Here is a 24,616-nt window from a genome sequence, read left to right as displayed (position 1 = left end):
CGAGATCTACAAAAGAGCGTCAGCAGCACTGCTCAGGAACAAATCAAGCTTTTCACGCAGGACCAACACACTCGGCGCATCAGTCACGTCCTCTAACCGATCAACCGGCACCCAGGCCAATGCATGAGATTCAATGCTGGCCTTGGCTTCGCCTGCTTCAGCCCGGAACAAATACCGGACATCGTAATGAAGGTGTGCGCAGTCCCTAGCCGTTTCGGGGATCTGATGAATATCGACATCAAACACAGATCGTGAAAATGCGCCTATGCGGGTTAAGCCACTTTCTTCGTAAGCTTCTTTCAGCGCCACAAACGGGACGTCGGCAACCCCATCGCAATGGCCACCCAGCTGCAACCAGCGATCTAGTTTTGCATGGTGCGTCAACAAGACTGATTTGAAATCCTTTGACAGAACAAACGCCGATCCGGTGACATGCCCGGTTGTCGCGTCACGTTCGAACGCTCGCGGTTCATTGGCACAAAAATTATGTAACCTCTGCCACATCTCCCGGTCGCGTTTATCGCTGGGGACATAGCGACCAATCCCAGAAATCTCTTGCCCGTTCATAAACCGCAATCCTGCCAATTACACAGAAACAAGTTAGTGTGCCGTATCTGTATTATCCATAGAGGGTTCCAAAGCCCCGTACTCTGAGACAGAGTGCTATTCTAGTAATGCTTGTGTCTCATAGGGCTTTAATACCGGATGGCAGAGACTACCAAAACTGGACAGATCCTTCACAATTTCGGGAAACAACTGACAGATTTCGCCTCGCGCTGCGCAGGACAAGGCTGTTTGGGCCATTTCGGATGGCATCAAGGTTTCACACTCTACCCCATTGGCCCAGACTGTGTGGTGACCCTCTAGCAGAATATGGAAATACTCAACGTCACCAGTGAGCACAGGTCGAATGGTGTCATCATTTGTTAAAGATGAAGCTGTGACCAGTACCTCAGGCTCGCCAAACAACATCTCGGTGCGCCAGTTTTTCAACAAAACCCGATGCTGAGGCGACAACATTAATTCTCCAACCGGAGAACCTGGTGCAAGACTGTTAGGCGCAAACCGGATTGGGCAAAGTTCTGGGTGAGTACGCAATTCGCGGCCGTCCACTGCAGCACTTCCAATCCATTGTATAGGACGGCATTTGCCATCTCCGCAAAATACCTGGTCACCACGCTCCAATAGCTCAACAGCCAGTTCTCCACCCGCGGTAAGAATCCGACTACCACGCACAAAACAGACCACTACACTTGCCACGCCAGTTCCGTTTGCAGACTCGACATCAATTGACACCGAATGCAACTGACCATCAGATCCTGTATAGTCAAATGTCCAGACATTGCCGACGGTTGAGTAGCTGTCAAAGCCGGTGAACACGAAACAATCTCCCGGATCCATACTTTTGACTGTCATTGAAAAGTCGTCATCGAATCCGGACAGGTCGATGTGAAACTCATCATCGCCTCCCGGTCCTGCACCGGCCTCAGTTGGAGTTCCTTTGCCCCAACGTTCATAGACATAGTTTCCAGAAAGGTCACCACCATCTTCAATAGTGACAACCTGATTGTCATCCTTATCACCCGAGATCAGATCAGTACCCTCGATCTTATCGCCAGTGACATCCACTCCCAGCGTGACGGTCAGAACCTCTATTGCCATGGTTGAGCCTCCCGCTCTGACCGACTAGCTACTGCTCGTGCGCAAAACAAAATGCGCGCCATTGAATTCAGCTCATCGACAATCAGGGCACCGCGGTGAGAGCGGGCGAACCCCGCAGAATAGGCCTCCAAAACCTCATTGCTCTTTGCTGGGAACCGTTCAATCAACGCGCCAAAGCCTGTGACATAATCCCAGCCGCGTGGACGCATCCTCGACTGTTCAAAATCACAGCCAAGCAGAGCCCCACTCTGCGTTTGCAGATAGTTGTGTAGTGCTGGGTCATTGCGCGACAGGACCCGCCCACAGAGCGGTATTCCAGACAAAACTGATTTTGCTTCAACGATCTGTGAAAGGGCCACGCCGGTTTTAAACTTTGAAAGATAGCCAAACCAGTTGCCGCTTGCCAATTCAGCGGGGGCAGCAGCATCAAACGCAGCCAACCATGCGCCAATCCGAAAAGCAGTGTGGCTTGGTTCTGCGTCCAGTAGCGACCTCGTTTCCACCCACTCTGTAAGAATAAATTTCAATTCGTCCGAGTATGCCAGAAGGCCAGGAACCAAACCGCTGTCCAACATGCTATGAAGAGACATTTTCTCCCGGAAAAATGCAGCTGATCCATCAGGCCCGTCAAACAGTTTCAAAAACCCGAGCTTCCCGTCAACGTTCAATTTCAGACACAGTGAACGTGAGCTGGCCTTGACCATCTCAAATTTGACGTTCCGATCGTTTGTCAGTCCGGTTAAAGTTTCGGCGATTTGTGGAAAACAAAACCCCAGCTGGTGTCGCAAACGGTCCTTCCAGTCTGCGCTGTAGAGTGTACCTGTCGCATCAGGATTGTCGTCCAACATATTTAGATTCCATCAACTAGTTAACATAAACAAACTCTGGCACGCCCGGAAACACGATCCGCCCACATCACCTTCAATTTCATCAGGTATATTTTGTGTAAAAACTGATCAAATTTATGTTGGCAATTTTCTGAAAATTTTAGAAGCCCTGTTCCAAAACAAGCTGCGCAGCCTGTTTCCCCTCGAAGGCTTCACCATCGCGTGAGCAATGTTCCATAGATCTTGTCCTGCCATCATTGCGTGCTCACTCTTGCATCAGCAACAATCAAAGGCTTCCGTTATGCCCGCAGAGCACATCACATTTCCCGGCCACGCTGGCACCCCACTGGCCGCACGGCTGGATCTTCCTAGTGGACCAGTTTTGGCCACTGCTCTTTTTGCCCATTGTTTCACCTGTTCCAAGGACATCCCGGCTGCGCGGCGCATTGCAGCAAGGCTTGCGTCGATGGGAATTGCAGTTCTTCGCTTTGATTTTACTGGATTGGGCCATTCCGAAGGTGAGTTTTCGAATACGTCGTTTTCCTCTAACGTCGCGGACCTGAACGCTGCGGCCCGGTATCTGGCAAGCCGTGACATGGTCCCTGATTTACTGATTGGCCATTCCTTAGGTGGTGCTGCTGTCCTGCGTGCAAGGGCTGGAATTCCGTCTGTCAAAGGGGTCGTCACTCTCTGCGCCCCGTTTGACCTAGGACATGTCGCGCATAATTTTGAAGACGCCTTGCCTGAGATCGCAGCCCACGGTTCAGCGCAGGTCAATCTGGGGGGCCGGCCCTTCACCATCTCCAGAGAGTTTGTAGAGGACATCCAGGCGGAAACTTTGCTGCCGGCAATTTCTGAACTGCATGCTGCACTATTGGTTCTACACGCGCCACAAGATGCAATTGTCGGAATTGAAAATGCCGCACAGATCTTCACTACAGCCAAACATCCCAAAAGCTTTGTCACTCTGGATGATGCCGACCACCTGATCAGCCGCGCCCAGGATGCGGAATATGCTGCAAGTGTCATCGCAGCCTGGGCTGGCCGGTACATCGACCTCGCCCCCCCTGCACCGCCACCCGGCGCGCCCGAGGGCGTTCTCCGCGTTACTGAATCCAGTCCGGACGGCTACCTTCAGGACATACAATCTGGTCCGGATCATCACGCCTATGCCGATGAACCCTTGGCCTATGGTGGCAGCAATCTGGGAATGTCGCCTTACGGGTTTGTGTCAGCAGGACTGGGCGCGTGTACGTCAATGACCCTTCGCATGTATGCCCGTCGCAAGGGCTGGCCTTTGCTTGGCATCGATGTTGAGATCAGCCACGACAAGGTACATGCTCAGGATGCGACCACCGGCAACCCGTCCCGCATCGACCAGTTCACGCGGAAGATCTACCTGCAAGGAGATCTCAGCACAGACCAACGACACCGCCTGATGGAGATCGCTGACAAATGCCCTGTTCACCGCACTCTGGAACATGGCGCAAGAGTGGTTACACTGTTGCAGGACACTGCCACGCAAAGCTGATTTCAACTCTTCTGAGCGTTCCGCTCCCGCTTGCATGCGCAGCGCTGCAGGCAGGAGCCCTTCACAACGCTTAGCGGCGTGGCATTGGCCGGGCAACCGGCGGGCGGTGGATTGGAGGTCGCGCCACCGGCGGACGTGCGACTGGCGGACGCGCAATCGGGTGTTCTGGTCGCGGCGGACGCTCAATCGGATGCTCTGGTCTGGGTGGTTTCGGCGGTTTGGGAGGACGTGGGTAACCGTTGTAGTAATCATTCCACAGCAAGCCGTCATAATACACACCACCGCTATAGGTCGCGTTAGGATCACAGGCCGACAGGCTCAGCGTGCCAAGACCTAAGACCGCAGCAAGCAGAATTTTTCTGGAGGGCAAATTGATCATCATGTTTCCCTTCACCGAATGGCCCGGAACGACGCAAAGACAGCGTTCACATCAGACACCAGATCCGGATTGACCCCGGCCTCCATCACCACCACCGAAATAGCTACGCGATTGCTAGGCAAAACGACCACTACCGCTGTAAAACCAACAGCCCGTCCGTCTCGCCGACCAGATCCAGCAATTCGCGCAGCTGGCAAGCCATCTACGGTAATCCGCTTGCGCTCTTCGACCTCGGCGTCCTGAACTAGAAACGGCCCCACTCCGCGCAGGTACTCTAACGCAGACTCATAATTGGAAACGCCATGCGGAGAAATAAATCCTAGCCACACCCCGGTATCAGCAACGGGTTTCAGTCCAATTACACGGTTGATCAAACGGGATTCATCTGCGCCAGGCGGGGTCAGGTTTCGTTCGCCCCCTGCCCGCGCTGTCCAGAAGTCGGGCACTGAAAACCGGAACAATGCACGGTCCCCATCCATATAGGTGACGGGCATTTCCGCCAAGGTCAGCGAAGGCAGCAAGGACAGAGTTGTAAACATCGCTCCGACTGCCAATGTTTTGCGGAGTCGTCTTAGCATACCTGCATCTCCTAAAATTTTGAGGTCACGGTTCGATACATCCGTGGAAAATACAATGTAGTTAAAGATAGATCTGCCTTTATGGAAAGGCGCAATTGTCACATCCGCGCACAATTAGTCCTGCCCGGCTGCGAACGAAATGCCTGAAGTTTGTGCATCTTGCGCACCGCAGGGTCTTTGTACTGGGCAATATGTCCCATCAGGCGCCTGTCTACCTTGTTGTTTTGCCCCACCTGATCTAAGAGGCGCGCATCCCGTCCTATTATAAAGGTCCTGGCCTATGATCCCTCGCTACTCCCGCCCCGACATGGTTGCCATCTGGTCTCCGGAAAGCAAATTCCGCATTTGGTACGAGATCGAGGCACATGCCTGCGAAGCCATGGCCAATATCGGTGTCATCCCACGCGAAAATGCTGATGCTGTTTGGAAAGCCAAGGACGTTGAGTTTGACGTTGCACGCATCGACGAGATCGAAGCCGTCACCAAACATGATGTCATCGCATTCCTGACCCACCTTGCTGAACATGTCGGCAGCGACGAAGCCCGTTTCGTTCACCAGGGCATGACTTCCTCAGACGTGCTGGACACCTGTTTCAACGTGCAGCTGGTACGTTCAGCCGACATTTTGATCAAAGACTTGGATGGCCTTCTTGCAGCCCTGAAACGTCGCGCAATCGAGCACAAAGACACCGTTCGCGTTGGCCGCAGCCACGGCATCCACGCCGAGCCCACAACCATGGGTCTAACCTTTGCCCGGTTCTATGCCGAAATGGACCGCAACCTGGCGCGCCTAAAACTGGCACGTGAAGAAGTCGCAACCGGCGCAATCTCAGGCGCAGTTGGCACATTCGCCAATATCGACCCAGCGATTGAAGAACATGTTTGCGAGCAACTGGGCCTGAGCCCCGAGCCGATCTCGACCCAGGTGATCCCACGCGACCGCCACGCCATGTTCTTTGCCACCCTTGGCGTGATTTCCTCTTCGATCGAAAATGTCGCGACAGAGATCCGCCACATGCAGCGCACCGAAGTGCTGGAAGGCGCGGAATTCTTTTCGATGGGTCAAAAAGGCTCGTCAGCGATGCCACACAAAAAGAACCCGGTTCTGACTGAAAACCTCACCGGTCTGGCGCGTTTGGTACGTTCCGCAGTGGTGCCTGCACTGGAAAACGTCGCCCTGTGGCACGAGCGTGACATCTCGCACTCTTCAGTCGAACGCGCGATTGGCCCTGACGCCTGTGTCACCCTGGACTTTGCTTTGGCGCGTCTGACCGGCGTGATCGACAAGATGCTGGTCTACCCCCAGAACATGCTGGACAACATGAACAAGTTTCCCGGTCTGGTGATGAGCCAGCGGGTGCTTCTGGCGCTGACGCAGGCCGGAGTGTCGCGCGAAGACGCCTATTCCATGGTGCAGCGCAACGCGCTGAAAGTCTGGGAAGAGCGTCTAGACTTCCGTGAACTGCTGCTGGCGGATGCCGACGTGGTCGCAGCGTTGGGTGAAGACGGTGTCAACGAAAAGTTCGATATGGGCTATCATACAAAACACGTTGATACGATTTTTTCTCGTGTCTTCAAAGACTAGTAATATAGGCCCGGGCAACCGGGCCTTTTACAACCTCAAATCCGCTCTCAACGAACGCTTTCGCTTTGATCGGCATGGATTGGCATTTTGTTCTTCAGTCTTGAGATCCGTATTGCTCCGAGCGGTTTCACCAGAAAACGTTTCAATCTCGGCCAGTTCCAGCCTATTCTTGCTGCCCCAGAATCCAGTTTTGAAGATCTTCAACTTTGCGACTATAATTGAGAGGTTGCCGTTTTGGAGGCCTGTCATGCGTTTAAAAATTGTCACCATCGCTCTTGCTCTATCCCTGCCCGTCGGCAGCGCGCTGGCCTGTTCACAACACAGTCAGCAAACCAAGACATGTTCAGCTGGGACGGTTTGGGATAGCGACATGCAGAAATGCACGAAACAGGTGTCTGGCTAGCCCCAGTTCAACAAGATGTGACGTGTTGGTCCGGTATTTGTGATTTCGCAATTTTGGCAAATACGAATAGCCTTCTGTTCTAATCCAATTTTTTGCAACTGGACTTTATACATGCGCGCGCTTCTTATTTGTCTGATTTGTTTTCCCGGTCTCTCCCTCGCTGCAGGTGGCGATGATCGCGGTGCCCCCAAACCAACCCCCACCACTACGACCTGCAATGGTGTGAAGGTTTGGGATGAGAAAAAGAAACGCTGTGTCCGGCCCAAACAATCATCCTTGGAAACCGAAGGCCTGTACGGCGCTGTACGGGAGCTGGCCTACGCCGGGCGCTATTCAGACGCACAGGGTGTACTGTTGGCGATGGCTGATCAGACGGACGACAGGGTATTGACCTATTGGGGGTTTACCCATCGCAAGCTGGGTAACATTGAACTCGCCAATGCCTTTTATCAGCAGGCTATTGCACAGAATCCCAACAATTTTCTAGCACGCTCTTACATGGGTCAGGGTTTTGTTGACGATGGGCAATATGCCCAGGCACTGGAGCAATGGAAAGAAATTCGCGCCCGAGGTGGAACCGGCGCCTGGCCGGAAGTCTCACTGCGCCGTGCTTTGGAAACGGGCCAAAGTTTCAGCTACTGACTTCAGATTTTCTTTACGGCTCTTGGCGTAACCTGCTTAGGAACCGAAGAAGAATCTTTATGGTAGGGGCGCAAGAATGCAGAACGATTTGGCCTTGGCGTTACCGCCGACATCAGCACTGGACACCATGGGTGGCTTTGACGCCATGGCACCAGCACCTTCAATGAGCAACCTGAACAGCAAAGCAAAAGCCGCCATTGTGGTTCGGCTTTTGCTAAACGAAGGCGCGGACATTCCAATTGAGGAGTTGTCAGACGAAATGCAGGCCTCTTTGACCCAGCAAATGGGCAAAATGGGTCTGGTCGATCGTGACACGCTCCATTCAGTGGCCAATGAATTTGCCGAAATGCTGGATAACGTCGGCCTGTCTTTCCCCAATGGCTTGGCGGGTGCGTTGACCGCTATGGAAGGCAAAATCAGCCGCCAGACAGAACGCCGCCTTCGTAAAGAGGCCGGAGTTCGGCAATTTGGCAACCCATGGGAGCGCTTGCGCGCCCTACCAGCCGAAGATCTGGCTGAGCTTGCTGAAGCCGAAAGCACCGAGGTTGCTGCTGTCATGTTGTCGAAGCTGGACACAGCCAAGGCGGCAGAAATGCTGGTTCACTTGCCTGGTCCCGTTGCGAGACGGATCACATTTGCTGTTCGACAGACCGGCGCAGTAACGCCGGATACAGTTGATCGCATTGGATTGTCACTGGCGGCCCAAATAGAAGCACGCCCGGAAATCGCATTTGACGAAACGCCTGGCGAACGTATTGGAGCCATCCTAACCCAATCGCTTGCTGCCAAACGAGAAGAAGTGCTGACGGCTCTGGATGAAGAAGATCAAGAATTCGCCTCGGATGTTCGCAAGTCCATCTTTACCTTTGCGCTTATTTACAAGCGGGTCAGCATGATCGACGTGCCACGGATCGTGCGTTTGGTTCCACAGCCTGATCTTGTCACGGCCTTTGCCTACGCCTTTGCTATCGGCGAAGACGAAAAAGAAAGCGCCGAGTTCATTCTTGCCAATATGTCGAGCCGCATGGCCAACAACATCCGCGACGAGATTGTCGAAAAGGGCAAGGTCAAGGATTCGGTGGGTGAAGCCGCTATGGCCTCAGTGGTCAACGTAATGCGCGAGCTGGTTCAATCTGGCGAAATGGAACTACGCGTTGTGGAAGAAGAAGAGGACGAAGCTGCATAATTGCATATTGCAGCCTAGCTGATCTATTAAATGGACGGGTAGCTTGTACCAGCAAGTGGTGCAGATTATGATCCAGATTGCTAAACTTGTCGCAACACTGCAGGCCCGTCTCCTTCTATGCCAATTGACCCAAGCAAACTGTCGCGGCTATCACGCGCCAAGTACCGCGCCAGCAATCTATTTTTACGCACAGTGATTGGCGGAATTGGCTTCGTGCCTTATCGGTGGCGTGTACCGGGCATGGGCTGGTTGGTCAGTACACTGGCGCCCTTGGTTGGGTTTGATAAACGCGTACGGGCCAACCTAAAATTAACCTGCCCCGAGCTCTCTGATACCGAGATTACCCGTTTATGCCGTGAAGTAAGCAACAATGCCGGCCGCACTTTGATCGAACTATATGCTGGTAAGCCCTTTTTGGAGCGCGCGTATGCTGCCACTATATCCGGACCCGGTCTAAAGACACTGGACGCCGCGCGCGCGGAAGGTCGTCCAGTGATATTGGTTACCGGTCATTTTGGAAATTATGACGCTGCGCGTTCGAACCTGATTGGCCGTGGCCACAAAATGGGGGCGCTTTACCGCCGCATGGCCAACCCCTATTTTAATGAACACTACGTGCGTTCCATTGAACGAATTGGCAAGCCAATGTTTGAACAGGGGCGTCGTGGAATGATGGAAATGGTACGCCACCTGAAAGCTGGCGGTATTATTGCAATCGTCGCCGACCTGCATTCCCATGGCGGAAAGAACATTGATTTTTTCGGCAAACCCGCTGTGACCTCAATTGTACCAGCCGAACTCGCGCTGAAATACAAAGCAGCCATGATCCCAATCTATGCCACACGGCAGGAAAATGGTCTGGATTTTGAAATTACCGTGCATGAAGAGATACCGCATACTGATGCTGTAACGATGACACAGGCGGTTTGCACCGATCTGGAAGCCCTTATCCGTCAGAATATGGGGCAATGGTTTTGGATTCACCGACGTTGGAAACCCTTTGAGCCTCAAGAACGCCCCAAAGAAGATGTTTCTGACTGACGCCCTATCTCTACTCCACGCGTGCGGCTGCCAAAATAGCGCCATAGGCCCCGCGTTGAACCAAAACCGCTGCGGGTTGCGTGCCGATGAATGGCACTGATACACTCAACTCCTCCTGTCCGTTCCAGGAGGTAACCTGCTGCCAATCCTCAACGACATTGGCATAATCAAATCGGCTACCAGACAGTTCGCCTCGTGTGATTTCAATCGTCTTTACAGGATCGAAGCGGACCAGTTGAACCGTTAGTTGCTCTGCAGGCAAGGTCGCAAGTGGCTGCACTCTCAGTTGAAGAACACCTTCAGCCCGCTTAACATCAAGCCGTACTAATGGTGCTACTTGCTGATGTTTGGCAATAACTTCAGCAAGTTCCATCGCATCGGCACCAACCACATCGTCCTGTCCCATGATGACCATTTGAGGGGTGTAGATCATCTTACGTCCCCCCGCATGCGCATACCCCTTTTGTCGTTGGGTATGAACAGGTCTGGCAAATTGATCGGCCCAGCCAATGTAGTCCCAATAATCCACGTGCAACGCCAGAGGCAACACGTCCTCTCGTTCGGTCAACCGGTGCAACAAACGATCTGCAGGTGGACAGGATGAACAGCCCTGCGAAGTAAACAGTTCAACCACCACCGGCCCTGATTGAGCTATGGCCGGTACCGGCAGCCCAATACAGACTGCGGCAACAATGGTTTTCCAAACGCGCATTAGTGATCTTTCTTCTTACTCTGCGAATCTGGTCTATATCCCCAGTCGCAGCAATGCCAATCAATCATTCTTGAGAGCTAGGTGAGCAGTAAGTGACTGGGTAGTTCCAAAAATTTGTATACAACGGCATACAAGTGTCGTCCTGTGGCGTTTCAACCTTGAACGCGAGGCCCTCATGTTGCAAACAACTCTCAGCGAATTCCCTCTTTCCACATCCCAAAGGGAGGCCAACCATGCCTATCACTGTCGGACAGGACACCGCCAAGACACGCAAAGAACTAAGCGTTAACGGCAAGAGCATTTCTTATTATTCAATCCCCGCCGCCACCGAGGCCGGTCTGGGTGATTTTTCAAACTTGCCTGCAGCCTTGAAAGTGGTGCTGGAGAACATGCTGCGTTTCGAAGACGACGGCTTCTCGGTTTCGGTTGATGATATCAAGGCCTTTGCGGAATGGGGCGCCAATGGTGGCAAGAACCCCCGTGAAATCGCCTACCGCCCTGCCCGCGTGCTGATGCAGGATTTTACTGGCGTTCCAGCCGTCGTTGACCTGGCCGCCATGCGTGACGGCATCAAAGCATTGGGTGGTGACCCGCAGAAAATCAACCCATTGGCTCCCGTCGATCTGGTTATCGACCACTCGGTGATGATCGACGAATTTGGCAACCCGCGCGCGTTCCAGATGAACGTCGACCGCGAATACGAACGCAACATGGAGCGCTACCAATTCCTGAAATGGGGCCAGGGTGCATTTAACAACTTCCGCGTTGTGCCTCCGGGAACCGGCATCTGTCACCAGGTAAACGTCGAATATCTGGCCAAGACCGTCTGGTCTGACACTGATCAAAATGGCAATGAAGTTGCCTATCCGGACACTCTGGTTGGTACCGACAGCCACACCACCATGGTCAACGGTATGGCCGTTCTGGGCTGGGGCGTTGGCGGTATCGAAGCCGAAGCCGCAATGCTAGGGCAGCCGATCTCGATGCTGATCCCCGAAGTTGTTGGCTTTGAGCTGACCGGAGCCATGGTCGAAGGCACCACCGGCACCGATCTGGTGCTGAAGGTCGTCGAATTGCTGCGCGAAAAAGGCGTGGTTGGCAAATTTGTAGAATTCTACGGTGAAGGTCTGGACCGTCTGCCGCTGGCGGACCGTGCCACCATTGCCAACATGGCTCCTGAGTATGGCGCCACCTGTGGTTTCTTCCCAATCGATAACGAGACTCTGCGGTACCTGCGCAACACCGGTCGCGACGAAGATCGCGTGGCCCTGGTCGAAGCCTATGCCAAGGCAAACGGGTTCTGGCGCGGCGCAGACTATGCGCCGATCTATACCGACACCATGTCACTGGACATGGGCACAATTGTTCCAGCGATCTCCGGTCCCAAGCGCCCACAGGACTATGTTGCCCTGAGCAACGCCAAGACTGCCTTCCGCCGCGAAATGGAAGAGACCTTCAAGCGTCCCATGGGCAAAGAAGTCGCTGTCAAAGGCGAAGACTACACCATGGACAGCGGCAAGGTTGTGATTGCCTCGATTACATCGTGCACCAACACATCGAACCCATATGTCATGATCGGCGCTGGTCTGGTGGCCCGCAAAGCCGCTGCACTGGGTCTGGACCGCAAGCCATGGGTGAAAACCTCGCTGGCACCGGGTTCGCAAGTTGTATCCGCCTATCTGGAAGCGGCAGATCTGCAAAAAGATCTGGACTCTGTTGGATTCAACCTCGTGGGCTATGGCTGCACCACCTGTATCGGTAACTCTGGCCCGATCCAGGCCGAACTGTCTGAGGCCATCACTGAGGGTGATCTGGTTGCAACGGCTGTTCTGTCGGGCAACCGCAATTTTGAGGGCCGGATCAGTCCCGATGTGCGCGCCAACTATCTGGCGTCACCGCCACTAGTTGTCGCCTATGCATTGGCGGGCACCATGGACATCAACATCGACACCGATGTGATCGCTCAGGACAAAGACGGCAACGAGGTCTACCTGAAAGACATCTGGCCAACCACACAGGAAGTTGCAGAACTGGTCGAACAGACCGTCACCCGCGAAGCTTTCCTTGAAAAATACGCCGATGTTTTCAAAGGAGACGACAAGTGGCGCGGCGTAGAGACTACAGATGCCGAGACCTATGATTGGCCTGCTGCCTCGACCTACATTCAGAACCCACCCTACTTCCAGGGTATGAGCACAGAGCCGGGCACCATCAGCAATATCGAAGGTGCCAAAGTCCTTGCGGTTCTGGGCGATATGGTCACCACCGACCACATCTCACCTGCCGGTGGCTTCGCAACCACGACACCTGCTGGCGGATATCTGCTAGAGCGCCAGGTTCAACCCCGTGAGTTCAACTCGTATGGATCGCGTCGCGGCAACCACGAGATCATGATGCGCGGCACTTTCGCCAACATCCGTATCAAGAACGAGATGCTGGACGGTGTTGAAGGTGGTTATACCAATGGACCCGACGGCAAACAGGCAGCGATCTATGATGCAGCTATGGCCTATCAGGAGGCAGGCACACCGCTGGTGATCTTTGGTGGCGAGCAGTACGGCGCTGGGTCATCCCGTGACTGGGCGGCCAAAGGCACGGCCCTGCTGGGCGTCAAAGCTGTGATCACTGAAAGCTTTGAGCGTATTCACCGTTCCAACCTCGTTGGCATGGGCGTTATCCCGTTCGAATTTACGGGTGGTGACAGCCGCAAGTCGCTGGGCCTGACCGGAGAAGAAACCGTTTCGATCACTGGCCTGGATACCATCAAGCCACTGCAGGAAGTTCCATGCTCGATCACTATGGCGGACGGTACGGTGAAAGAAATCACTCTGAAGTGCCGCATCGATACAGCACCTGAGATTGAGTACATCGAACACGGTGGCGTGCTACACTACGTGCTGCGGAACCTAGCCAAGTCGTAAGGCCTAACCAGCACTTCGCTATTGAACATGCATCCCGTTGGGGTGCATGTTTTTTTATGTTCAGAATTCTCAAAGAAATTTCAATTTCAGAGGGCGTTCTGCCACCCGTCTATCCAATTCAGGTTCCACATTACGTACTGCTTTTGTGCCGGGGCGATGTGGATCCCGATTGGCAGTGCGAAGTCGCTAAATGGATTGTGCATTCGACTGCCACAACCGTCTCGGCTTGGGGGCCCCACACAACCAAATGGGATGACGCAATTGATTGGGCCCTAATTCTAGAACAACATGAAGGAGGTATGGATCCTAATCGGTTTGTGCTAACTACGTGGCACGATCACGAGCCGATTGAAGACACATTGGAGTTTCTGGAACCAGTCCATTCAGACAAGCCCCCCCCTGCGAAGGGTTGCTTGTACTAAATGCCCAGAACACGGCCCTCCCACTTGGGTACATTGGTCGACTTTTAGATCCTTGAAACATTCCAACCGGAATTTGCACTGCCCCATTAGACAGCAAGCTCTCGTTGCTGAATGCCAAATCTCCATTTTGAAGCGGTATACCGTGCTATGCTTCAACCAGAATAACCAAGCGGTTCGTCCCTCGCCATAAAGTAACGCGCACTTGATTAAGGTGTATTTTTGATACAAGTTTAATCGCTATGAAGTGTAATACAACAAGGTCGCATAATGAGAGAAGCCGCTGTGGCAATCGTCTATCCGGACGAAGAAACATTTGATGCACATGTTACGTCGGTATTGGAGCTATTGCCTGGCACGCGAGCCTTTCCCGGTTGTATTCAAGCCCATGTCGGCGTCAGCGCAGAACGTCAGGAAATTGCGATTTTCCACATTTGGGAAAGCCAGCAGCATTTGGATGACTATCTAGACTGGCGTGCAGGCCGGGGTGATTTGGATGCCCGGAGCAAAACAATGCGCCGTGAGCAAAGCTTCAGCACGTTTTCCATACCGTAAAGCGCACCAAGAGCATGCATCTTCTACAAGACCTTCAAACCCACATAACTGCACAGCCTTTGTTCAATCGCGAATAATTGCTGCGCCTTTAAACCTGTGCATAGTCACTTCATGAAACAAATCGCAAAAATCTCGGGCTATCACGCCCATGTCTATTTTGATGCTGACAGCGTCGAGAAGGCTCACCAACTTTGCCAATCTGCAAGCGACCTGTTTGGAGTTCAAATGGGGCGGGTTCACCAGCGCAATGTTGGACCACATCCCATGTGGTCCTGCCAATTGGGCTGCAGCCCGGACCAGTTTGCCAATGTCTTACCCTGGCTGGCGCTCAACCGTGACGAGTTGATTGTGTTTGCGCATCCTGAAACCGGCGACCATCTGGCGGACCACCGCGATCATGGGATCTGGCTTGGAACGGGCCTGGATCTGGATTTGTCCATTTTCGGTTAGAGACAAACCAGATAAAAACACCCGCTCAAAGGCGGGTGTAACTAGGTCAAATGTGTCTGGGGCTTACTGACCGCGAGCTTCTGCCAGCGCCGGGCGCAGTGTTTTCTCTATCACCCGTTCGGTTAGCGGCCCCGCATGGCGTAGCAAGATCTTACCATTGCCATCGATCACATAGGTTTCCGGGACACCGTAGACACCCCAATCCAGCGCCATACGGCCTTTCTCGTCGCGGCCAATAGCTGTGTAGGGATCTCCCAGCTCATTCAGAAACGATGCCGCATTACCTTGCTGATCTTTGTAGTTGATCCCGTAGATGTCGATGCCTTCGTCTTGCAGCGCTTGCAGGTTCGGATGTTCAATCCGGCACGGGGCACACCAGCTGGCCCAATAGTTGACGATTTTGACCTTACCGTCGCGCAGTGTGGCATCGTCAAACACGGTCTTGCCGACGAACTCTGTCAGCACCACCGGTGGTGCCAACTGGCCAATACGCGCAGACGGCAGGCTTTCAGGATCTTCGCGGAACATACCAACCACCGCCAAGCCAATAAATCCGGCAAACACCACAACTGGCACAGCCATCATCGGAGAGATTTTAGCCATTGCCCATTACCCGCTTTTCCACTTTATCCATTTCGGCACGCACACGGCGGCCACGTACCACGCTGATCACAACCAACAACACCAGTAGCGCGATCGACGCCACATAGGCAGACAGTACTGTTTCAGCGTATTTCCCCAGATCCGGCATCATGCTTCAACCCTTTCCCGAGCCATCAGTGCCTTGATCCGTCGAGCGCGAATTTCGGTCCCTGTGCGATAAAAAACCAGTGCTACAAACAGCAGCACGAACCCAACAATGCAAAGCATCAAAGGATAGAAAAAGATGTTGCTGACCTTTTCTTCTGTATCCGTACCAATCACCGCTTCGGCGCGCATGATGGATGCGCCCTGGTGCAACCCTTGGTTCCAGAAGTTCACAGCATAGCGGCTCAACAACGCGAACACGCTACCCACCAGACACAGGAACGAGGTTAGGTCTGCAGCGGTATCAGGGTCTTCTATTGCTTCCCACAAAGCGATGTAGCCAAGGTAGAATAGAAACAGGATTAAAAACGAGGTCAGTCGCGGGTCCCAAACCCACCACGTGCCCCACATCGGCTGCCCCCAGATGGCCCCCGTCGCAAGGGCAATCAGAGTCATGATCATCCCAATTGGCGCTGCGGCACGGGCTGCTAAGGCGCTGACATGGTGACGACGCACCAACCAAACCAAGGAGGTCGCTAACATCATCACCCAAATATTGATCGCCAGCATGGCCGACGGCACATGCAGGTAGATGATTTTTACGGTTGATCCCTGACGGTAATCATCACCGGTGAAAAAGAAGCCCCAGACCAGACCGACGCCGATACTAATGGCTGCAGCAGCCCATAGGACTGGCAGCACCCGTTCGGTGGTGGTGATGAACTTTTTTGGATTGGCGTATTCCCAGATCGACATATTGGGTCCCTAGCTGTTCCTTGTGGGTTTCTCAAATCACGAATTCTCTAGCGCAGATTTATACGCAACACGGCGGCGCTGGCAAAAGGCAGCAGCGCGATGGATGCCGCCGATATTCCTGCCAGCATCAATAAGGGGGTCTGGATCTCCATGCCAACAGCGCCACGTCGCGCCACCTCGGCACCGAAGATCAGCGTTGGCAAATACAGCGGCATCACCAGCAACGACATCAACAGCCCCCCGCGTTTTAGTCCGACGGTCAGCGCAGCGCCAAAAGTACCAATTACCGACAGGGCTGGCGTGCCCAACAACAGCGAGATCACCACCCATTTGAACCCACTCACCGGCAGGTTCAGTAACACGCCCAAGACCGGCGCAGCCAGTACCAGCGGCAAACCAGTTGTGATCCAATGGGCCAGCGCCTTAACACTGACCACGCTTTCCAGCGGCAGCGGCGCGGTGGCGAGCAAATCAAGCGAGCCATCCTCCCAGTCCAGTGCCAGCAAACGGTCCAGCGACAGCAGACAGGCCAAGAGCGCGCCAAGCCAAAGTACACCCGGTGCAATTGACGCCAGCAAGGCGGGTTGCGGCCCTACCGAAAGTGGCACCATCACTGTCACAATCAGAAAAAAGGCGAGCCCCAGACCAAAGCCGCCGCCGGCACGCAAGGCAAGGCGCAGATCCCGCATCAACAGAGCTATCACAGGAAACCTCCGTCAAAATCTTCAATCGCGGGTGGCTTGGCCTTATAGGGCCCAACTTCCAGAACCTCGCTGTCGAGACCAAGATCAATATGGGTGGCAATCAGGGCTGATCCTCCCTGCCCCAGATGGGCGCGCACAGCATCGGCAAACATCGCCACCGATTTCACATCCAAACTGACAGTTGGCTCATCAAGGATCCATATGGGCCGTCCAGTGACCAGCAGTCGTGAAAGTCCCAACCGTCGCTTCTGACCGGCGGAAAGCGCGCCTGCCGGTCGGTCTTGTAGGGTTTCTAGATCAAATGCCTTCAAAGCGGTTGCGATGCTACCAGCCCCAAAGACATTGGCCCAAAAACTCAGGTTCTCAGTCACAGTCAGAGTTGGTTTGATGCCATCCGAATGGCCCGCATAAGCGATCAGATCTTCTCCACCTTCAACTATGCCGGATATCGGCGGTTGCAGCCCAGCGACGGTGCGCAACAATGTTGTTTTACCTATTCCGTTAGGCCCGCGCAGGATCAACGCCTGACCAGCGGCCAGCTCGAAACTCAGCCCTTCCAACACCGGGATACCACCGCGAGCGATGCACAGATCAGTAATTCTAAGGCTCATAAAACCCGCTTATCTCGTTGCTTGCGCAGACTAAAGGCATATTCTGAACAAGTGTCTTTGCGGCAGATCAATTCACGGGCAAGGCAGCCAGTGCAATACGGCGCCCCTCGGATAGCAGTACATTGTAAGTGCGACAGGCTGCGGGAGAATTCATCACCTCAACGCCAATCCCCGCCTCTTCCAAATCGGCCCGCAACTGCATGGGAATATGCGCAATATCGACTCCGGTACCGACAAACAGCACATCAATGTCACCCGCCAAATCCAGCAATACAGCACTGTCCTCATAGCCTGTCCAAACACTGGTGCCCTTGGGCCCCGTCAACAGACCGCCCTGCACCAGCTCTCCACCAACCCGGAAGAACCCAGGCCCGTAACTGTCTATCGGGGTTGCATCGGTATAGGCAACTTCGTTGAGACGCATGGGATCATCCTTGTTTCGCATATCTTGAGGGTGAATAGCACAGCACTTGCGCTTGGCCCAGATCCCTACACAGCAAAAAGCCGCAGGCGATAACCTGCGGCTTTTCTATTTTCATTGAATTGGCGTCTTAGGCGTCAATATTAGCAAACTGGTTGCCAGTGGTGTTCGATGGCTTGGACCAATCGCGTTTGACACCCAGGTACAACAGGATCGTCGAAGCCACGAAGATTGACGAATAAGTCCCAACAATCACACCCCAGATCATCGCAAAGACAAAGCCACGGATCACATCACCGCCCAGCACATAGAGCGAGATCAGCGCCAGCAAGGTGGTGACCGAGGTCATCACCGTCCGGCTCAGCGTTTCGTTGATCGACAGATTCAGCACCTCGGCCAGTGTCTTCTTTTTGTACTTGCGCAGGTTTTCACGCACCCGGTCAAACACAACCACGGTATCGTTCAGTGAGTAGCCAACAATTGTCAGCAACGCCGCGATAATCGCCAGGTCAAACTTGATCTGCAGCTCCGAGAATACACCAATTGTCAGCACCACATCGTGTACCAGTGCAGCAACCGCACCAAGGGCAAACTGCCATTCAAACCGCAGCCAGATGTAGATCAGAACAGCAGCAATAGCGAGCACCACAGCCAGAACAGCGGTCTGCACCAGCTCTCCCGAGACCTTTGGACCTACGGATTCGACCGAGACAAATTTGATGCCTGGCGCAACCGCATCCAGTGTGGCGTTGATGGTTTCGATCACTTCACCGGAAATGGACTCGCCATCTGCCTGCGCTTGAATACGGATCATCGCAACGTACTGATCTTCTTCGAACGTTGGGTCAAACACCTCGGTGATCGAGACGTCGCCCAGTTCAAGCGTATCGATGGCACCGCGATAAGCACCAACATCCACGGCTTGGGTACTTTCAGTCCGGATGGTTGTGCCACCCCGGAAATCGATACCAAAGTTCAGCCCCTGATACATGAACGAGGCAAAGCCAACCACCATCATCAGGGCTGAGATCCCCAGCCACAGCTTCCATTTTCCAAAGAAATCAAACGAGGTTTCTGCGGGAACTAGTTTAAGTCTCATCTTACACCTCGATCGTTTTTGGACGGCGGCGTTCAAACCACATGACAATCATCACACGGGTCACAAAGATCGCAGTGAACACCGAAGTCATGATGCCCAACCCCAGAGTAATGGCGAAGCCACGTACCGGGCCCGAGCCCATGGCGAACAGGATCACAGCAGTGATGAATGTGGTCACGTTGGCATCCAGAATAGCACTCAGCGCCTTGGCGTAGCCTTCCTCGATTGAGCGCGCCGGGCCACGGCCCGCCTTCAGCTCTTCGCGGATCCGTTCAAACACCAGCACGTTAGCATCCACCGCCATACCAACGGTCAACACGATACCAGCAATACCCGGCAGCGTCAGTGTACCACCGATAAGGCTCAACATGCCAAAGATCAGCGCAATGTTCAGGATCAGCGCGACGTTGGCAAAGACACCAAACAACCCATAGCTCAGCATCATGAAGACCAGTACCGCGACAAAGGCAACGATGGTTGCGATCTTACCCGCATCGATGCTGTCCTGCCCTAGCTCTGGACCAATGGTCCGTTCTTCCAGAAACTCCAAACCGGCAGGCAATGCACCTGCACGCAACAGAACAGCCAGATTGGTACTTTCCTCGATGGTAAAGTTACCAGTGATGATGCCAGAACCACCTGGAATATGCGATTGGATCACAGGGGCCGAAACCACCTCATCATCCAGAACGATAGCAAACGGAGATCCGATGTTTTCGGCTGTGTAGTCACCAAAACGACGTGCACCAGATGTGTTAAAACGGAAGTTCACAGCCGGGCGACCGTTCTGGTCAAACGCTGGCTGCGCATCCACTAGATCTTCACCAGTGACAACAGGCGCGGATTCGATTGTGAAATAGACGCCTGGCTCATCCAGCGACGGAACAACCTTGTTGCCCACACCGGGGTTGGCATCCGCATCTGATCCTCGGCCTACGACAGGACTGAACGTTAGCTGCGCTGTTGTACCGATGATCTTTTTCAACTCAGACGCAGAGCCGATCCCCGGCACCTGGATCAAAATACGATCCGCACCTTGGCGCTGAATAGTTGGCTCACGTGTGCCAACCTCGTCAATCCGACGACGCACGATTTCCAGCGACTGGCGAACCGTACGATCATCCGAGGCCAGCTTTTCTGCATCAGACAGTTGGATCGTCAGAATATCACCATCTGCTGACGCTTCGATGTCCATGGCACCGGCACCGGTCAGACTGGTGACTGGGGTAGCAAGACCACGCACCAGTTCCAATGCCCGGCTCATGCCTTCGGGTTTAGAAATTTTCAGACGAATCTGGTCTTCCGGGCCCGGTTGGCGGCGGAATGTACCCACGGTGGCCCGTTCCGGGCGCAACGCTTCACGCACTTCCGGCCACATCGCGTCCATGCGAGCAGCATAAACATCCGCGACCTTCACTTCGGCCAACAGATGCGCACCACCGCGCAGATCCAGCCCAAGGTTCACCAATGACGATGGCATCCAGGATGGCCACTGATCGACAATTTCCAACCGCTCGGGTGTTTCACCCTTGGCGATTATTTCGATGGCCGCATCGTTGGCCTGTTCGACACGCGTGTAAAACGCATTTGGCAGGGCAAGCAGCAGGCCGGTCACACAGACCAGCCAAATCAGCACCCTCTTCCAGAGATCAATTTGCAGCATTGCCCTGCCTTTATAGTTATTTACGCGAAGCGATTAAGCTGCTGGCTCGGTCTTATTCAAAACCTGAGCAATGGTCGCTTTGACCACACGAACTTTGACACCGTCAGCGATTTCAACTTCGATTTCGCCGTCTTCCTTGACCTTGGCAACCTTGCCGATCAGACCGCCCTGAGTGATCACCTGATCCCCACGGCGCAGCGCTTCGATCATCGCCTTGTGCTCTTTCATCTTCTTCTGCTGCGGCCGGATCAGCAACATATACATGATACCAAAGATCAGAATGAGTGGCAGAAACTGGCCAAGTGCGCCTGCGTCCATGGGATATTCCTTTTGTCTGGATCACGCTGGTGTTCAGCGTAAAATTCGCTGGCGAACCTATGCGCTGAATACCAGCTTTGCAAGGCGAGGCAGACCTTCAAGCTGCTGTAAAAAAAACACCCCCGAAGTTCTGCACAGACTAGCCAGATGCTTTAAGTCGAATATAGTCGTCATCAAAGGAATTTTGTTAATGATGTCACATATTATACGCGGTCTGTCCTGTTTGGGATTGTGCATCGCGCTGCTTTTCCCTGCCACGGCGCGGGCGCAATCCACAGCACCAGAGAACCAAGCAGCCGAAGTGGCCGCATCAGCGGACGATGGTGTTTTCCGTGCTCCGGTTATTGTTGACGGATCTGAATTGTTCCTTGTACGAGGATCTACCGCTCTGCCGGGAAACGAACGGGCAGATATGGTGGCAAGCCGCATCGTTGCAGTCGCAGTATCCAACACGTCTGACAATGTTGACATCACCTTCAGTTCCGTCGAACTCGGCGAAGAGATCTTGGCTGACGGTGAAATGATCACTATCGTGACCCATGCCGATGCAGAATTGGAGCAATTGGAGCCTGCGGTGCTCACCAAGCTCCAGGGCGATGCTATTCGTCAGGCTATTCTTGCATATCGTACAGCAAGAACCAAAGAGGCCCGTTTGCATTCCATTGTTGTGGTAGCAGCGTGGACGCTTGCATTCATTGGACTCACATCCCTGATTTTCTGGCTTCGGCGGCGCCTCAAAATCCTGATCAACACCTTGGTACACCGGCATTTCGCCTCCGTCGAAAGCGCAACAAATTCCCATGTTCAGGCGGACGCCATCGCCGCCCTGATCCGTTTCGGCGTGAATTTTGTACTGTTCTCCATCTTGTTTCTCGGCATCTACTACTACCTGTCCCTGATCCTTCTGTCGTTTGCCGAAACCCGATATGTCGCGCAAATTTTGCTGACCTATGTTACCAAACCGGTCCTGAACATCCTGATCGGATTTTTCTTATACATCCCCAATCTGATCACATTGGCCATCATTGCTTTTATCACCTCCTACATCATCAAAGGCCTGCGGGTGTTCTTTGATGCCGTGGAGGCAGGCACCTTTGTGATTGGTGATTTTGAGCGTCATTGGGTCAACCCCACCTTCAACATTGTGCGCGTGCTGCTGATTTTGATAGCGATCGTGTTTGCCTTTCCCTACATGCCCGGTTCTGACTCAGCGGCATTTCAGGGCCTGACACTGCTGGTTGGTGCCATGTTGTCCTTGGGTGCCAATTCCGTCGTCAGCAACATTCTGTCAGGTCTGTTCGTTATCTATCGCCGCTCCACCAGCATCGGCGACCGCATCAAGATCGGCGAGCATACCGGCGACGTGGTGCAGATCAAACTGATGGAAACCCACTTGAAATCGATCAAGAACGAACTGATCTCTATTCCCAACGCGCAGCTCTTGAACTCCGAGGTGGTCAACTACTCCAAGAAAATCGACGGCAACGGCTTGCTGCTGCACACCACCGTCGGCATCGGGTATGAGGAAACCCCCGCCAAGATAGAGGCCATGCTGATCGAGGCCGCCCGCCGCACCAAAGACCTGAAAACCCGCCCTGCCCCCTTTGTGCTCTGGGCCGGGTTGGCGGACTACGCGATCAACTACCAGATCAACGCCTACACCACCCGAGGCACCTCTATCCCGCGCATCAAATCGGACCTGCACAAACACATCGTGGCGGTGTTCAACGAAAACAAAGTGCAGATTATGACGCCGAGTTACATCGCCGACACCGAAGTACCGAAGATCGCCGAGAATGAGTGGGATGGGGAACTGGCTGGAGGAAACTAAGGACTGCTCCCTCCCAGGAGGAGTGAGATCCGTCCAGGAAATGATCCGGGGGATCATTTCCTGGACGGGCGGAGCCCAAGACGCTGCCCGGCTTACAGCCGGGCCGAACGGGGGCAACATGTAACGCTCACCGCACGCCCAGCTCAGCACAGCACAGTTTAACCCTGACTGTGCCAAATCTCCTCACCCGCAGCGTGAACCCTTCACCTCCCCTTCCCCTTTGCTCTCCGCTACGGCATATGGTTAGCCAATGATTCAAAACCGTCCAAGGAGACGACCCCATGCATGACATTCGCGCGATCCGTGAGAACCCTGCCGATTTCGACGCCGCTCTGGCGCGGCGTGGGGATGCGGGCATGTCATCTGAAATTCTGGCGCTGGACACCGCCCGCCGGGGCAAAATCCAATCTGCCGAATCCGCGCAGGCTGAACAGAAGAAGGCCAGCAAGGAAGTCGGCGCAGCCAAAGGCCGTGGTGACGACGCCGAGTTCGAACGCCTGCGCGCCTTGGTGTCCGAGAAAAAAGCCGAAGTCGCAGCGATGCAGACCGAAGCCAAAGAGCTGGACGCCCAGCTGACCGATATGCTGGCCCGCATTCCCAACCTGCCCGCCCCAGATGTGCCCGAGGGCGCGGATGAGGATGACAACGTTGAGGTCAGCCGCTGGGGTACCCCGGTAGATCTGCCATTTGCCGCAAAAGAACATTTTGACATCACTGGTGTCACCGCCTCGATGGATTTCGACACCGGCGCAAAACTGTCTGGTAGCCGCTTTGTGGTGCTGAAAGGTGCTGTGGCACGCATCCACCGGGCGCTGAGCCAGTTCATGATCGACACCCATGTGGACAAGAACGGGCTGACCGAGGTCAACACCCCTGTGCTGGTGCGCGACGAAGCTATGTATGGCACAGATAAGTTGCCAAAATTTGGCGAGGATAGCTATCAGACCACCAATGGCTGGTGGCTGATCCCCACATCCGAAGTTCCGCTGACCTATTCTGTAGCCGAAGGTGTTCTGGATGAAAGCGCTCTGCCAATCCGCATGACCGCCCATTCACTGTGCTTCCGATCCGAGGCTGGGTCTGCCGGGCGTGATACATCAGGCATGCTGCGCCAGCACCAGTTTGAAAAGGTCGAAATGGTCTCGATCACCCATCCCGACACATCCGACGACGAGCAAAAACGCATGCTGCGCTGTGCCGAGGACCTGCTGGAGCAATTGAGCGTGCCCTACCGCACCGTGTTGCTGTGTACTGGCGACATGGGCTTTGGTGCGCGGCGCACCTATGACATCGAGGCCTGGTTGCCGGGTCAAAACGCCTATCGCGAGATCTCGTCCGTATCGACCACTGGCGAATTTCAAGCGCGCCGGATGTCCGCACGCTTCAAGCCTGCTGAGGGTGGCAAGCCCGAGTTTGTACACACGCTGAACGGTTCAGGCCTCGCAGTGGGGCGTTGCTTGATTGCAGTACTGGAAAACGGTCAGCAAGAAGACGGTTCCGTCACTCTGCCTGAGGTTCTGGCACCCTATCTCGGCGGGAAGAAAACTCTCACCGCCGACGGTACATTGGTCTAAC

27 protein-coding genes are annotated in these 24,616 nt (G+C 54.1%); 12 read left to right on the top strand and 15 right to left on the bottom strand.

Going from position 1 to position 24,616, the window contains the following annotated elements:
- Window positions 1-6: 6 nt before the first annotated feature.
- From FEE96_RS16660 to FEE96_RS16650, 3 genes are all read right to left on the bottom strand, one after another.
- Entirely contained in the window at window positions 7-567 is a 561-nt protein-coding gene (locus FEE96_RS16660; protein ID WP_138164252.1) for an NUDIX hydrolase, read from the bottom strand.
- Between the two features lie 96 nt (window positions 568-663).
- Window positions 664-1,662, bottom strand: coding sequence for a Hint domain-containing protein (locus tag FEE96_RS16655; protein ID WP_138164251.1), 999 nt, complete (start codon window positions 1,660-1,662; stop codon window positions 664-666).
- On the bottom strand, window positions 1,653-2,510 hold the full coding sequence (locus FEE96_RS16650; protein ID WP_138164250.1) for a hypothetical protein: 858 nt from the start codon (window positions 2,508-2,510) through the stop codon (window positions 1,653-1,655). Before FEE96_RS16650 ends, FEE96_RS16655 begins: the two co-directional genes overlap by 10 nt.
- A gap of 280 nt (window positions 2,511-2,790) precedes the next feature.
- On the opposite strand from FEE96_RS16650, the gene FEE96_RS16645 reads away from it, so the two are divergent.
- Complete coding sequence (locus FEE96_RS16645) at window positions 2,791-4,020, top strand: bifunctional alpha/beta hydrolase/OsmC family protein (RefSeq protein ID WP_138164249.1); 1,230 nt, start codon at window positions 2,791-2,793, stop codon at window positions 4,018-4,020.
- 70 nt (window positions 4,021-4,090) lie between these two features.
- Here the strand turns inward: FEE96_RS16645 and FEE96_RS16640 are convergent, their stop codons facing one another.
- Both FEE96_RS16640 and FEE96_RS16635 read right to left on the bottom strand, forming a co-directional pair.
- Window positions 4,091-4,399: a hypothetical protein gene (locus FEE96_RS16640; RefSeq protein ID WP_138164248.1), complete on the bottom strand. Its 309-nt coding sequence runs from the start codon at window positions 4,397-4,399 to the stop codon at window positions 4,091-4,093.
- Between the two features lie 11 nt (window positions 4,400-4,410).
- Window positions 4,411-4,977 (bottom strand): hypothetical protein, encoded by a 567-nt coding sequence (locus tag FEE96_RS16635; protein ID WP_138164247.1) that lies wholly within the window; start codon window positions 4,975-4,977, stop codon window positions 4,411-4,413.
- A 280-nt stretch (window positions 4,978-5,257) separates the two neighbouring features.
- On the opposite strand from FEE96_RS16635, the gene purB reads away from it, so the two are divergent.
- The 5 genes from purB to FEE96_RS16615 all read left to right on the top strand — a co-directional run bounded on the left by purB (window position 5,258) and on the right by FEE96_RS16615 (window position 9,834).
- Window positions 5,258-6,562: an adenylosuccinate lyase gene (purB, locus tag FEE96_RS16630; RefSeq protein WP_138164246.1), complete on the top strand. Its 1,305-nt coding sequence runs from the start codon at window positions 5,258-5,260 to the stop codon at window positions 6,560-6,562.
- Window positions 6,563-6,809: 247 nt separating this feature from the next.
- The gene (locus tag FEE96_RS23550) at window positions 6,810-6,965 is read left to right on the top strand and encodes a hypothetical protein (protein ID WP_171021740.1); all 156 of its coding nucleotides are present in this window, start codon (window positions 6,810-6,812) and stop codon (window positions 6,963-6,965) included.
- A 111-nt stretch (window positions 6,966-7,076) separates the two neighbouring features.
- Complete coding sequence (locus FEE96_RS16625; protein ID WP_138164245.1) at window positions 7,077-7,607, top strand: tetratricopeptide repeat protein; 531 nt, start codon at window positions 7,077-7,079, stop codon at window positions 7,605-7,607.
- A gap of 76 nt (window positions 7,608-7,683) precedes the next feature.
- A complete protein-coding gene (locus tag FEE96_RS16620; protein WP_138164244.1) occupies window positions 7,684-8,793 on the top strand; it encodes a flagellar motor switch protein FliG in 1,110 nt (369 codons plus the stop codon).
- 117 nt (window positions 8,794-8,910) lie between these two features.
- Window positions 8,911-9,834 (top strand): lysophospholipid acyltransferase family protein, encoded by a 924-nt coding sequence (locus FEE96_RS16615; protein WP_138164243.1) that lies wholly within the window; start codon window positions 8,911-8,913, stop codon window positions 9,832-9,834.
- A 10-nt stretch (window positions 9,835-9,844) separates the two neighbouring features.
- Here the strand turns inward: FEE96_RS16615 and FEE96_RS16610 are convergent, their stop codons facing one another.
- Window positions 9,845-10,546, bottom strand: a complete 702-nt coding sequence (locus FEE96_RS16610; RefSeq protein WP_138164242.1) for a DUF1223 domain-containing protein — start codon at window positions 10,544-10,546, stop codon at window positions 9,845-9,847.
- Window positions 10,547-10,779: 233 nt separating this feature from the next.
- On the opposite strand from FEE96_RS16610, the gene acnA reads away from it, so the two are divergent.
- The 4 genes from acnA (at window position 10,780) to FEE96_RS16595 (ending at window position 14,891) form a co-directional block, all read left to right on the top strand.
- Window positions 10,780-13,467 (top strand): aconitate hydratase AcnA, encoded by a 2,688-nt coding sequence (acnA, locus tag FEE96_RS16605; RefSeq protein ID WP_138164241.1) that lies wholly within the window; start codon window positions 10,780-10,782, stop codon window positions 13,465-13,467.
- Window positions 13,468-13,523: 56 nt separating this feature from the next.
- Window positions 13,524-13,889: a DUF7684 family protein gene (locus FEE96_RS24135; RefSeq protein ID WP_425467328.1), complete on the top strand. Its 366-nt coding sequence runs from the start codon at window positions 13,524-13,526 to the stop codon at window positions 13,887-13,889.
- A 267-nt stretch (window positions 13,890-14,156) separates the two neighbouring features.
- Entirely contained in the window at window positions 14,157-14,441 is a 285-nt protein-coding gene (locus FEE96_RS16600; RefSeq protein ID WP_138164240.1) for a putative quinol monooxygenase, read from the top strand.
- A 111-nt stretch (window positions 14,442-14,552) separates the two neighbouring features.
- Complete coding sequence (locus FEE96_RS16595) at window positions 14,553-14,891, top strand: DOPA 4,5-dioxygenase family protein (protein ID WP_209120780.1); 339 nt, start codon at window positions 14,553-14,555, stop codon at window positions 14,889-14,891.
- Between the two features lie 63 nt (window positions 14,892-14,954).
- On the opposite strand, the gene FEE96_RS16590 is transcribed toward FEE96_RS16595, so the two are convergent.
- From FEE96_RS16590 to yajC, 9 genes are all read right to left on the bottom strand, one after another.
- On the bottom strand, window positions 14,955-15,494 hold the full coding sequence (locus FEE96_RS16590) for a DsbE family thiol:disulfide interchange protein (protein ID WP_138164239.1): 540 nt from the start codon (window positions 15,492-15,494) through the stop codon (window positions 14,955-14,957).
- Window positions 15,487-15,645, bottom strand: coding sequence for a heme exporter protein CcmD (ccmD, locus tag FEE96_RS16585; protein WP_171021739.1), 159 nt, complete (start codon window positions 15,643-15,645; stop codon window positions 15,487-15,489). The genes FEE96_RS16590 and ccmD overlap by 8 nt, the downstream gene beginning before the upstream one ends.
- Window positions 15,642-16,394, bottom strand: coding sequence for a heme ABC transporter permease (locus FEE96_RS16580; protein ID WP_138164238.1), 753 nt, complete (start codon window positions 16,392-16,394; stop codon window positions 15,642-15,644). Before FEE96_RS16580 ends, ccmD begins: the two co-directional genes overlap by 4 nt.
- Before the next feature lie 47 nt (window positions 16,395-16,441).
- Window positions 16,442-17,098 carry a heme exporter protein CcmB gene (gene ccmB / locus FEE96_RS16575; RefSeq protein WP_138164237.1) on the bottom strand — a complete coding sequence of 219 codons (657 nt, stop codon included), beginning with the start codon at window positions 17,096-17,098 and terminating at the stop codon, window positions 16,442-16,444.
- A complete protein-coding gene (gene ccmA, locus FEE96_RS16570) occupies window positions 17,095-17,709 on the bottom strand; it encodes a heme ABC exporter ATP-binding protein CcmA (protein WP_138164236.1) in 615 nt (204 codons plus the stop codon). The genes ccmB and ccmA overlap by 4 nt, the downstream gene beginning before the upstream one ends.
- Before the next feature lie 67 nt (window positions 17,710-17,776).
- Window positions 17,777-18,133, bottom strand: coding sequence for an Mth938-like domain-containing protein (locus FEE96_RS16565; protein WP_138164235.1), 357 nt, complete (start codon window positions 18,131-18,133; stop codon window positions 17,777-17,779).
- A gap of 127 nt (window positions 18,134-18,260) precedes the next feature.
- Window positions 18,261-19,229 carry a protein translocase subunit SecF gene (gene secF, locus FEE96_RS16560; RefSeq protein ID WP_138164234.1) on the bottom strand — a complete coding sequence of 323 codons (969 nt, stop codon included), beginning with the start codon at window positions 19,227-19,229 and terminating at the stop codon, window positions 18,261-18,263.
- A gap of 1 nt (window position 19,230) precedes the next feature.
- Window positions 19,231-20,892: a protein translocase subunit SecD gene (secD, locus tag FEE96_RS16555; RefSeq protein WP_138164233.1), complete on the bottom strand. Its 1,662-nt coding sequence runs from the start codon at window positions 20,890-20,892 to the stop codon at window positions 19,231-19,233.
- Between the two features lie 33 nt (window positions 20,893-20,925).
- Complete coding sequence (gene yajC, locus FEE96_RS16550) at window positions 20,926-21,210, bottom strand: preprotein translocase subunit YajC (protein WP_138164232.1); 285 nt, start codon at window positions 21,208-21,210, stop codon at window positions 20,926-20,928.
- 193 nt (window positions 21,211-21,403) lie between these two features.
- On the opposite strand from yajC, the gene FEE96_RS16545 reads away from it, so the two are divergent.
- Both FEE96_RS16545 and serS read left to right on the top strand, forming a co-directional pair.
- The gene (locus tag FEE96_RS16545) at window positions 21,404-23,041 is read left to right on the top strand and encodes a mechanosensitive ion channel family protein (RefSeq protein ID WP_246079485.1); all 1,638 of its coding nucleotides are present in this window, start codon (window positions 21,404-21,406) and stop codon (window positions 23,039-23,041) included.
- A 281-nt stretch (window positions 23,042-23,322) separates the two neighbouring features.
- Window positions 23,323-24,615 (top strand): serine--tRNA ligase, encoded by a 1,293-nt coding sequence (gene serS / locus FEE96_RS16540; RefSeq protein WP_138164230.1) that lies wholly within the window; start codon window positions 23,323-23,325, stop codon window positions 24,613-24,615.
- Window position 24,616 lies beyond the last annotated feature (1 nt).

This window comes from Parasedimentitalea maritima (assembly GCF_005771405.1).
In the GTDB taxonomy this organism is placed as follows: Bacteria; Pseudomonadota; Alphaproteobacteria; order Rhodobacterales; family Rhodobacteraceae; genus Parasedimentitalea; species Parasedimentitalea maritima.
The sequence above is the reverse complement of the archived record's forward strand: the minus strand, read 5'-3'. Positions and strand labels throughout refer to the sequence as shown.